This is a genomic window from Mycobacterium sp. SMC-13 (assembly GCF_045311035.1).
Classification (GTDB): Bacteria; Actinomycetota; Actinomycetes; order Mycobacteriales; family Mycobacteriaceae; genus Mycobacterium.
On sequence record NZ_JBJIAI010000054.1, the window covers coordinates 1 to 11,458 of the forward strand.

General features: G+C 62.0%; 8 protein-coding genes, 1 pseudogene and 1 riboswitch. Of the genes and pseudogenes, 7 read left to right on the forward strand and 2 right to left on the reverse strand.

Going from position 1 to position 11,458, the window contains the following annotated elements; translation table 11 throughout:
• Window positions 1-298 precede the first annotated feature (298 nt).
• Window positions 299-1,047, forward strand: a pseudogene (locus tag ACJH6I_RS31065) (IS3 family transposase); the annotation flags it as partial.
• Here ACJH6I_RS31065 and ACJH6I_RS31070 read toward each other — a convergent pair.
• Window positions 992-1,357 (reverse strand): IS3 family transposase, encoded by a 366-nt coding sequence (locus tag ACJH6I_RS31070; RefSeq protein WP_346415398.1) that lies wholly within the window; start codon window positions 1,355-1,357, stop codon window positions 992-994. The pseudogene ACJH6I_RS31065 and the gene ACJH6I_RS31070 overlap by 56 nt on opposite strands.
• A 91-nt stretch (window positions 1,358-1,448) precedes the next feature.
• A complete protein-coding gene (locus ACJH6I_RS31075; protein ID WP_406785166.1) occupies window positions 1,449-1,748 on the reverse strand; it encodes a transposase in 300 nt (99 codons plus the stop codon).
• Between the two features lie 295 nt (window positions 1,749-2,043).
• On the opposite strand from ACJH6I_RS31075, the gene ACJH6I_RS31080 reads away from it, so the two are divergent.
• The 6 genes from ACJH6I_RS31080 (at window position 2,044) to ACJH6I_RS31105 (ending at window position 11,070) form a co-directional block, all read left to right on the forward strand.
• Window positions 2,044-3,105 carry a hypothetical protein gene (locus tag ACJH6I_RS31080; protein WP_406785167.1) on the forward strand — a complete coding sequence of 354 codons (1,062 nt, stop codon included), beginning with the start codon at window positions 2,044-2,046 and terminating at the stop codon, window positions 3,103-3,105.
• A complete protein-coding gene (locus ACJH6I_RS31085; RefSeq protein WP_346415399.1) occupies window positions 3,102-3,593 on the forward strand; it encodes a DUF3293 domain-containing protein in 492 nt (163 codons plus the stop codon). The genes ACJH6I_RS31080 and ACJH6I_RS31085 overlap by 4 nt, the downstream gene beginning before the upstream one ends.
• 79 nt (window positions 3,594-3,672) lie before the next feature.
• Entirely contained in the window at window positions 3,673-5,109 is a 1,437-nt protein-coding gene (locus tag ACJH6I_RS31090) for a hypothetical protein (protein WP_406785168.1), read from the forward strand.
• 63 nt (window positions 5,110-5,172) lie between these two features.
• A riboswitch (SAM riboswitch) is annotated at window positions 5,173-5,286 on the forward strand.
• 35 nt (window positions 5,287-5,321) lie between these two features.
• Complete coding sequence (locus tag ACJH6I_RS31095; RefSeq protein WP_406785169.1) at window positions 5,322-6,041, forward strand: hypothetical protein; 720 nt, start codon at window positions 5,322-5,324, stop codon at window positions 6,039-6,041.
• A 169-nt stretch (window positions 6,042-6,210) separates the two neighbouring features.
• Complete coding sequence (locus ACJH6I_RS31100; protein WP_406785170.1) at window positions 6,211-9,561, forward strand: TM0106 family RecB-like putative nuclease; 3,351 nt, start codon at window positions 6,211-6,213, stop codon at window positions 9,559-9,561.
• A 360-nt stretch (window positions 9,562-9,921) separates the two neighbouring features.
• Window positions 9,922-11,070, forward strand: coding sequence for a M48 family metalloprotease (locus tag ACJH6I_RS31105; protein WP_406785171.1), 1,149 nt, complete (start codon window positions 9,922-9,924; stop codon window positions 11,068-11,070).
• Window positions 11,071-11,458: the final 388 nt, after the last annotated feature.

Here is an 11,458-nt window from a genome sequence, read left to right on the forward strand (position 1 = left end):
CTACTACGCTACGAGCACAGCCCAATCAGAGGCTGCGCACCAATAAACCGGTGTGCATCAAACTCGGGGCGGTTCAATGACCTTCCACCCGTCACCTGGGCTCAAATAGTTCGAGCGACTCTTTGTACGGCAACCACCGGGTAGGGACACCGTAACTTCCCTGCCCGAGTCTGAACCTGTTCGCAAGAAGCTCATCAGGTTGGCCGGCGACTATGACCAGCCGCGCACCGGGGCGACCTTCCTGTGAACCGCCCCGAGTTTGGTGCACACCTTCTTTCGAGGGAAGGTTGTTCGCATCATGCCGAAGAAGTACGACGAGCAGTTCAAGGCCCGGGCGGTGCGGTTGGTCGCCGACCATGCCGATGAGTACGACACCCGCACGGCCTGCTTCACTGCGGTGGCCAAGCGGTTGGGAGTGTCCATCGAGACGCTGCGCCGCTGGGTCAACCAGACCGAGGTCGACACCGGGGTCCGGGACGGAGTCCCGACCGACACCGCACGTGAGTTGCGCGACCTCAAGCGTAAGAACCGTGAGCTAGAGGAAACCATCGAAATCCTCAAGGCCGCAACAAGTTTCTTCGCGCGGGAGAGCGACCCGCGACACCGGTAATCTGCGCGTTCATTGCCGAGCATCGTGCTCGGTTCGGGGTCGCTCCGATCTGCCGCGTGCTCACCGAGCACGGCTGCCAGATTGCCCCGAGAACCTTCTACGCCTGGCTGACCCGACCCCCGTCGGCGCGGGCCTTGTGGGACACCGTCATCACCGAGGTGCTGGCCGGCTACTACGAGCCCGACGAGCACGGCCGACGCAAGCCGGAGTCACTGTACGGCGCGGTCAAGATGTGGGCTCATCTGCAACGTCAGGGCATCAGCGTGGCCCGCTGCACCGTCGAGCGCCTCATGCGGGCGAACGGATGGCAGGGGGTGACCCGCCGCAAGAAAGTGCGCACTACGGTCGCGGATCCGGCCGCGGCGCGTGCCGCGGATCTGGTCAGACGCCAGTTCCGGGTGCCCGCCCCCAACCGGCTGCTCGTGGCGGACTGGTCCACACCCGGTTGAGCTCCCCGGCATCGAACCGTCGTTTGACCAGGTCCGGGATCGGTGGCGCGTCCAGGTCAACCACCGTTGTCGGTGGCGCGAACGACCGTGGGCTGATCCCGGCCAGCCCCTGGCGCGCCAGTGAAGCAGCCACGGTCTTACGTGACACCGTGCGGCCTTTCTCGCGGAGGTCAGCCAGAATCCGCGGTGCCCCGTACACCCCGCCAGAGGCCTCGTGAGCGGCCGCAACCGCAGCATCCAGACCGGCACACGGCGCACCGCAGCTGCCCTCGGCCCAGCGACCGCGTTGCTGCGCCATTTGTAGAACCCCGACCGGGACACCTCCAGTAGCCGGCACATCCGCACGATGCTGAAGTTGGCCTTCTCCGCGGCAATAACCTGGTAGGCCTCTACCGGTTCTGTTCAGAGGCGAAGAAGGCCGCAGCTTTCTTTAAAAACTCACGATCCAAACGCAATTCAGCGTTTTCTTTGCGTAGCCGTTCAAGTTCGGCACGCTCATCAGCATCGAGCACCGCGTCAGTATCGGTGCCCCCGGCGCGTTGCTGAGCCAGGCGCACCCAACGGCTCAGAAGTTGTTCACCGACACCGATCTCAACAGCCACATGTGCAATCGGCCGACCCGTCTCGATCACCAGGCGGGCAGCCTGCCCCCGAAACTCCGGGGTGTACTTCTTACGCTTGCCCGACATACGGACATCCTCCCCGTGGGACCAGCAGTCCCGCCAGTTAGGTGTCCACCATCAGGGGTCAACCCCAGTCCGCAATAACTGCGGACTTTTGAAGTAGATTGGCTGCTGTCTGACCAAACCCCGGTGTACCGCTACCAAGATTTTACTGCCGGGCACCGACAAGCTCACCGGCCTTGACCGCGAAGGCCGGTCCAACGAGACGCTGTAGTCCGAACGACGCACATTGCCGATTCTCGCCACACCATGTCGGTGGGTGGTCGTAACCTGCTCTCAGGATCAAGGGGAGGTAACCGTCGTGGGTGATGTCGGCGTCAAGTTTCTTGAGGTCTTGCGCGAGAAGATGATGATCGACGACGAGTGGACCCAGCAGCACGAGCGAGGCTTCACCTGGTGGGCCTACAGGTTGGCGCAGCACTTTGAGGTCGACCCGCCGGTTTCGGATGGCGTAATCGATATCTACGCGGTCCGTATCTGGACCGACATAGTCAGAAACGTCGACCCGGCAACGAATCCCGACCAAATTGTCACTGTAGCCAACATGCACCAGTCCATAAACGCGACAGTGTGGGATCCGGAGACACAAACGGTCAGCGAGTGCTGCACGACGTATGTCAACGAAGAAAACTTCGACTGGATGGCGAACCTCATTGCCGCCGCGGCCGTCATCCAAAATAGTGCGGCCCACACTCGTGCACACGCGCTTGCTGATATATGCGCTGGCGTGCCCGCAGCATCCGATCACCCAGTCAGAGGACATCGCCCCGAGATGGATGACATCCTCAACGTGCCCCAGCAGGTTCTCGTTCCGGTGGGCGCCGAACCGTCGCACTTCGCGGGTCCTAAGATGGCCGCCGTTCCGGACTTCATGACGCATATGGGCATTGCGGGCAGCTCCGGCCCCACTGAGGTGCGGTTCTCTGTCCCCTTCGCCGATCACCACACTTCTTTGGCGATGCTTGCGGCTGGGCAAGGTCCTCCCATGTCGCACGGTCAGATTCTGACCGACGCTCCGCACCCTGAGGATGGCAATGGTGCGTTGACATTGATGTGGATCCCGGCGCATCCGGACTTCAAGAATCCGGCGATGCTCGCAAATGCCCTCAATCACGCTGAGGCTCAGTGCGAATCGGGCGTTCCACTGTTGGGCGCGTGGTGCCCAGATCCGACGTCCGAAGATGGCAGCGGACTGGCCTTCTGCAGTTTTCTTCCGAACTTGGTCGCGCGGCCAGGTCTCATTGAGAATCAAGTGCTCTACCAACGACGACGCTCCGCCTTCGCGGCGCATTGGCTGTGGCAATCTGCGGGCAGCGATGCTGATCAGGATCAAGCCCGCCAGGCGGAGAATGAGACAAATTGAACCCGCCTACGCAGAAATACGACGACTTCGAGTGGGCATCGCCCGCGGATCTGGCTCGCCGCGCCCGCACGCAGGAGCCGTGGTGTTTTTACCGGGCTACTGCAGTGCATTTCGAGGCCGGCAGGGTTCTTCCTGCTGTGGATGGCGATGGGGCCGAGCCGCCATTCGGACCACTCCATGTGATCACCGCGGTCCAACCGGATGCAGACCCCGAGGATGCCGAGAGTGCCGGTCGCATGGACGTTCTGGACTGCGAGCTCGCCGAACGGGGCCTGGGCGCGGTTCCCGTCGTTGGAGCCGCCATCGATGGCAGCCATGCCGAGAATAGCCGGGCGGTGTTCGGGCTCACTGACGATGAGGCCCGCGCCATGGGGTTGCGATTCGGCCAGGTGGCGATCTTCAGCTGGAGCGGGTCACAGTGGTCGGTACTGGCAAGCGCTACTGATCGGGCCGACCACGATCGTTGGCGGTGGGAACCCAACAGTTAACAATGTGCCCCGCTGAAACACACGCGGGTCGCGAATACTGTCACTGCTCATCGGTTCCGCTGGAAAGGCGCACATCATAGTGATCGCATCTGACGATCTCACGGGCGAAAACGACTTGCGCTCATTGGGTTTCCCAGAGGACACACTGTCACTGGCGATAACCGCACTGCCGACACCGGGCGTAGCTCGACAGTGGGTTGAGATACTCGGCCCTCGAGCTTTCGTCAAGAGGCTCCTCAAGGCCATACCGGCCACCGGGTTCGACGCCGAGGACTACCTGCGGTGGCGAGAAGCTGGACTCGATGACCATGCCGCACTTGACCTGCCGCCTAAGCTTGCTGACACGGGGTGGGGACCCGAGGACTATCGACGTTGGCGAGCAGCAGGGTTCACTGCTGAAGACCTGACGAAGCTATCGCGCTATCTGACAGCAGATTTCAGCATCGACAATGTGTTCTCGACTCTCGAGCGTTGGCTTGGTCCCGGGGAGACTTCTGGATACGGCGCGGTATATGAATTCACGGAAGTCCTGAGAAGCAGACGCGCCCATGCCGACCTTGCGCGCCTCGTCACCAGTGGCTTCAGCGGTCACGAGATCTACACGTGGTGCAGCACCGGCATCACAGACACCGCATGGATCGAGTGGAAACAAGCCGGTTTCGCCGCCTGGCATGCAGGGCAATTCGCGCGCCTAGGCATACCACCCGGCACGGCGAGACAATGTTCCGATGCCGGTCTCCGGGCTGACGATGTCGAGCCGTTCCTCACCTCCGGCATGCTGTTGGATGAAGCCTGCGACTGGGCTCAAGCAGGCGTCGATGTTGACGATGTCGATGACTTCACCGAGCTTGGCCTCGGTCCGTCGGAAGCGGTCGTCTATGCCAAAGATGGGATTCGACCGCATCAGATCACCCGAACCGAGACCGGCTACGACGTCGAACTGGAGCCGTGGCAGGAGGATCCCCTTGACCAGCTACCCAAGGTGATCGAGCCCGGAGACATCAACCTTCGCCTCTGGTCATCGACACAGTACGACGACGAACCGGTCGAATGCGCAGTGTGGCTGCATTGGGGCGGGACCCACACGATCGAATGGTCGGTGGTCAGCGGCATAGGTATGTCGATGATGTCGGAAGTGTCATTCTCCGGTATGGCAGGCTGGCCCGACGGCAAGAACGTCGAACTCTGCTACACCCGGGACTACAATGAACGCGGCGTCGACCGGCTCGCCGGGGCCGCACCGACCGCGCAAGATCCCAACGGTTCCAAGGATCCACGCCAATGGCTGGCGCTCGCCAGCTCGCTCGTCGATCTCACCGATGGACTGCTCGATTCCGGTGTCGAGTCGATCGATGAATACACCAGTGATTACCACGACCCGGCCAACCGCGAGTCGCTCAACTTCAACGAAATGTTCGCAAAATTCCTCACTACCGCGGGCGCCGAAGGCAAACGACCCGAGTTCTACGATTGGCTCACCGCCGCACTGGAGAAAGGCGCCTACACGCAAGCGTGACCTAATAACTCCCCCGGAATTTCCGAACGCATGATGTCGGTGCCCTGAGGCATAATCGAAATAGCTCACGAGCGGACGACTGTTCGGGTACCTGGCCCGTCGTCCCGGCAACCGCGCCCCTACCGCACGGTGCCCCAGGGGAAGAGCAGGCACACCTGAGGTGTGCAAGTGGTGGGCACACCCAGGTTGGGTGTCGCCGGAGAGGCGAAGTGATGACCTTCGACATCGTGCGAGCGCGTGCACTGGCCACACAGCTCGGATATTGGCCCGCAACGACCGACCCAGAATCCGTTGAGCGCTATCAGCGCGAGATCGTGGCAAGGTCCGTGCGCAGCGAACTGGATGCCGACGGCAGGTACATCCTGGTCCGCCCGCGGCCGACAGAAGGTGGTATTCCGTTGCGCGGCACCATCACCGAGTTGTCCGTCCACATCCCATGCGGCCAGCTGCGCGGACCGGTGTACAAGGACTACGACTGGTTGTGGCAGTCCTGCCCACACGAGGACGCCCCGCAGAAGTGGAACGGCTGCGATGTATCTCGTCAAAAGGACCTCTGCGTGATCTGTGCCCGCGGCACCGCGGGCGGTACGTCACGGTGGGCGTGGATTGCCTGCAAAGACTGCACGGCAGCCAACAGTTCCCTGGCGCCCAAACTGGGCTACACGCCGTTCGCACTCGGGCGCCACAGCCTGATGAACGGTATCGGCATCCGCGGAGGGGCATCACAATCCGAGCAGGAACGCCAAGCTGCCCGCTTGGCCGAGTTCAGCCGGCATCATGGCGCCCTTCACGAATGGAAGAGGGCCGAATTCAGGAGGCTGGCACAAGTATTCGATGCCGATGCCGATGTGCCACTGCGCGTGTGGCAGGAACAATGGCCACCCGGACGGGAGGCGTCCGACGACGCCATCGCCCGGATGTTGACCGGATAGCCCGGGTCACGGCCCATCTGGTAGGTACGGGGTACGCAGCGATTCTCCAGAAGCCAACCTGCACAGCCAGCTTTATGAAGTGCCGTGGCACTGACATACCGCCGGCAATTGCCCATGCGGTGTCGCCACGAGCTGTTTCAATGACCTGTACTAATGATGAGGAGGATGCGTGTCGGAACGACTACTGACCCCGTCAAAAGTTACGGCGTGGCTGGATTGCGCCCACTACCTATCGTTACAGAACCAGGTCGATGACGGCACGCTCGAGAAGCCGAATCAACCGTTCGGGTCGTTCGCACAACTGTTGGCGGACAAAGGGAACCGGCACGAAGCAGATTGCCTCGCAGACTACGACCGGCAACAGAAGTCGATCTACGAAGTACCGCCCATCTGGAAGGGAGAGAAATTCGCCAGCTGGGTGCGGCGGGTAGGTAACCCAATGGCCAACGGGCGCAGCGTGATCTACCAAATGCCGTTCGTGCATGACGGCATCCGAGGTGTCGCCGATTTCCTTGTCCGGGTGCAGGATCCGGAGACCGGCGTGGTCTCTTATGAGCCGGTGGACGCCAAGCTGGCGCGCAAGCAGGCCAAGCCCGGGCACCTTCTGCAATTGTGTTTCTACGCGGATGCGGTCGAAGCGTTGACTGGGGTGCGACCGGCCCACATACACATCTGGCTGGGGTCGGGCGTCGTGGAGTCCTACCGGGTGGATGAATTCAGTGCCTACTGGCGCCGGCTGCGTGACCAATTGCGCACCGCACTCCAAGCCGGCTCCGCCGCCAACACCGCGCCGGTCCGGTGCACCCACTGTCAATTCTGCGAGTTCAGCGATGTCTGCGAAAACCGTTGGCGGGACGAGGATTCCCTGATCTACGTGGCAGGGATACGCGCAAACGACATCGAGGCGTTGACCGCGGCGGGCGTCAACACCCTGACGGCGCTCCCCCAGTCCACCGGACCGATTGCCGGTGTCCGGCCGCTGCGGCTGACCCGCCTCGCAGGTCAGGCCGCGCTGCAGCTGCAGGCCAAGCCCGAGGAGCGCCCGCCATTCAACGCAATCGTGCCCGTCGATGAGACCGACTGGGGCCGAGGGCTCCAGAAACTCCCCAAACCCGATGACGGGGATGTATTTCTGGACTTCGAGGGGCACCCATTCTGGCGCGCCGACACCGGTCTGTTCTTCCTGTTCGGGCTGATCGAGCGCACGGTGGGCGGAACGTGGGAATATCGGGAATGGTGGGCGCACAACCCGGAGCAGGAAGCTGAGGCGACTGCCGCCGTCATCGATTATCTGGTTGCGCGCCGGGTGACCCATCCGGGGATGCACGTCTACCACTACAACCACACTGAACGCAGCTCTCTTGAGGCGTTGGTCGCCACCCACCGGGTCCGGGAGGATGTCCTGGCCGAACTGGTCGGACAACGGGTGTTTGTGGACCTCTACCCCTTGACACGCAATAGCTTCCAAGTAGGAACGGAAAGCTACGGGCTGAAGTCGCTAGAACGACTAGCGGATTTCGAGCGCAGCCACGAAATCGACAAGGGCGCCGGAGCCGTGGTGCAGTACGAAAAGTACATGGCAGACGGTGATACCACGCTGCTCTCCCATATTGCCCGGTACAACGAGGACGATGTCCGGGCCACCATGGCTCTACGGGACTGGCTGGTCGAGCACCGTCCCGGGAACCTCGAATGGTTCGTCTGGGAACCGGAGCCGGAAGGTTACACACCCAGTGAGCTCATAGGCCGATTGCACGAATTCGACGCAGACAGTGTGGAATACCTACTGGGAGACCTTCTGGGCTACTGGAGCCGCGAGTGGTGGGCGTACTACGCACCCAAGCGCATCAAACTCCAAGCAGACCCCGAGGACGTGGTCGATGACACCGCTGTCATCACCGCCCTTCAGTACACCGGGTTGGTCGAGCGGACCGGCACCCGGGGGCAAAAGATCCTGCCCTCGCTGGGGTTCGCCTTCCCGCCGCAGGCGCTCGACGACTTCCCGATGGAGGGCGACCGGGACAGGGACGTCCATACCATCAACGCCGAGGGTCAGCGCTTCGACCTCAAAATCGCCCGACTCGACCGCGATGCCGGCCTTCTCGAGCTTGTACAGAGCAAGAAGGCCGCCGAGGACGGCCATGTGCCGAGCGCAGCTGTGCTCCACGAATGGGTTTCACAACGCGCCAAAACGGACACGCTAGAGGCTTACGCGAACGATTGGCTGGCCGGGCACAGGGCCGCGACCGCGACGGCGCCTCTGCTGCGCCGCGACCTACCCCAGTTCCGCAATGAGGACGGACCAGTCGGTGGCGTCTTCACCGACGACATCGACGACATGTGCCGCTGGGTCACCCAGTTGGACACCGCCGTGGTCGGCATTCAGGGTCCGCCTGGGGCCGGAAAAACCTACAGCGCGACGCATCTGATATACACCCTGGTCGCGGCCGGTCAGAGGGTCGGTGTCACCGCGACCAGTCACCACGCCATCATCAACGTGCTGCGCGGGGTGGTCGCCGTCTTCACTGAGAAGAACCAATTGGGGTTGTTGCGCGGGGTATATAAGTCGGCGGCCGGCAGTAATCCCGCGTTGCCCGGGATCGAAGTGGTCGACAAGAATCCCGCCTGCGCAGACCCGGAATACAACCTAGTAGCCGGGACGACCTGGTTATTCGCATCATCGGCGATGCAAGCCGCGCCACCGGTTGACGTGCTCCTAGTTGATGAGGCCGGGCAGATGTCGTTGGCTGATGCGGCTGTAGCGTCCACCGGAGCCCGCAATGTGATCCTGCTGGGCGATCCGCTGCAGCTGCCCCAGGTCGCCCAAGCTAGCCATCCAGGGCACAGTGGCCTGAGTGTGCTCGAATATCTCCTCGGCGAAGCGACCACCATGCCCTCGGAGCGAGGGGTGTTCCTGTCCACGACCTACCGCATGCATCCCGATGTGTGCCAGTTCATTTCGACGCAGATCTATCAAGGCCGCCTCGCAAGCGCAGACTCCTGCTTGCAGCAGAACACCGCAGCAGGTACGGGCTTGCGGTGGCTGCGCGCCGAGCACGCCGGCCGCTCGACCTTTTCACCCGAAGAAGCCGATCTGGTCGTCAGCCAGATCAGCGCACTCATCGGAACATCGTGGACGAATCAGCGTGGCGAGGAAAAGCCTTTGACAGCAGCGGATTTCATGGTCGTCGTTCCGTACAACGACCAGGTTCGCACCGTCAAGCAACGACTCGCCGACGAGCCCAGGTTGACCGGAGTTCGCGTTGGCACCGTCGACAAGTTCCAGGGCGGCGAAGCCGCGGTGGTGCTGTTCAGCATGACCGCCTCTAGCCGCGACAACATCACCCGCGGGGTCGACTTCCTGTTCTCCCGCAACAGGTTGAACGTTGCGGTCAGTCGGGCTCGCTGCCTGACCTACCTGATCTGCACCGAGGAACTCCTCAATGCCCGCGCTCAAGATGTCGACGAGATGCGGCTGATCGGAACCGTGGCGTCATACGCGGAAGCGGCTACTCGCTGAATTGTTGTTTCGATGAGGATTTCGTGTCCGGAGGTTGCCGGCGCAACGCTTGATGCACTCCCGTCGTTAGGAACATCTCCTCCGACTTTAGGGGCGGGAGGCGAAGGATCATCAACGTTACCGCGCTCGGCACGCGGGGCCGCTGCACGGAACCGCGTAATGCAGATGCCAGTACTGCCCCCGGATTGACTCCTGAACCGTGAGGATTCGTCCGCGCTCGAAGGATTGATCACATTGGCGCACGGTACAAATCTCGCACTCTGCACCGTTGAGACGACTTCGCGTATGGCCCAGAACGCAGTAGAAGTACGCTCGGAGTGGCAGCAGCCCGAATTGCGCTCGCAAAGGGAGGAAACCGACGTGGCAGAAGTATCGCGCCCGCTGACCGAGGGACTGGACGCGAGACACTTCGCGCATCCATTGGATGTGTCTGCGCGACGCCGAATAGACCGCGTCATCGCCGGGCGGCCAAGAATCCAGAGGTTCTTTGAGGCGGCCGAGCGCAGCACCGAACAAAAGCAATACACCATGCACTTAGCCGACAACACCCGGCTGTCCCGCCGGCAGGCAGGGTCGATCTACCGAATCGTAGAGCAGGTGGCCACCGATGCGGGCATGCCCTGTCCCCGCGTATTTCTCGACACGAAACCCGATCTGAACGCATCCGCCCTAGGCCAACACCAGCCGATCATCGTGATCCATTCGGCACTCGTCGATCAGTGCTCCGAAGTCCAAATCCGTGCCGTCATTGCTCACGAGTTGGGCCACATCCGGTGCAAACATACTTTTTACCGAACTGTGGCGAACGGGTTCGCCCCGGTGGCCGCGTTGGCCAGTTCCCTTCCCGGAGGAGCGCTCATCGCATTGATGCTGCAATGGCACCTCTTCGACTGGGTCCGCAAATCTGAGCTGAGCGCAGACCGATTCGCCCTCTTGGTTACGGGAGACCTGGACGCTGTCCAGCAGGTATTGGTACACCTCGCCGGTGGTGCGTCAAGTGTTCGCGACGAGCTGTCTACCGCCGAGTTCCGCGCGCAGGCTAAGGAGTACCGGGACGCAACTGCGATGCGCCAGCGGAATCAGACGATGACGGACAAAATCGAGTACTACGTCACCGAACTCATGCTCAACCCTGACGTTTCCAAACACCCGTTACCCGCGGTGCGGTTCGTCGAACTAGAAGATTGGGCGAGGTCCCGCCAATACGAGCTACTGTGCCAAGGCAACCTCACCGAAGCCGAGATGCATCCATTTCAGTACATGCCCGAAACGGTTCCCGATGACGATTTCGATCCGTCGGCGCTTGAAGGCGCAATGACTGCAGCACCTGTCCTTCGACAAGCAGCCGCTGAGGTTGCGGGCAAATGGAAAGACTGGAGCGCGAAGCTGTCGGCTCCAGCGCAGACTGGCGCTCAACACCCGGCCGGCTGGTATCCCGACCCCAACGGTGCGAATCTAATGCGATGGTGGAATGGCACGTCCTGGACCGCGGAGACACACAGCCCGTAAGCGTGCGGCGTCCGGTCACTACAGCCGCCGCCGCGCATCGCCCACGACCAGCTCTTTTCTTTCGAGAGCTCACGGATTCTCACTTGCCCCTCTATTAGCTGGCCTCCTCTCCGGCCATAATCTGGGCACCCCGGGACTACCGCACGCTGGCAGTCTTCGCGCTCGCGTTCACGACGGCCGGTCAGTCGGCGGGTGTAGCACCCGGCAATCCAGCTGGATTGATTGCTAACGCGGCAGACTCGGCGATACTCCACACTTCGTCTGGGTCCAACCCCTTAGCTTGGACCATAGTCTGCGGCCCCGACTCCGACAGAGCAATTGTCAATACCTGTGGATCGGGGTGTTTCAGGCGACCTCCGTTTCGGTGTGTTGATCGCCGTCTGACGGT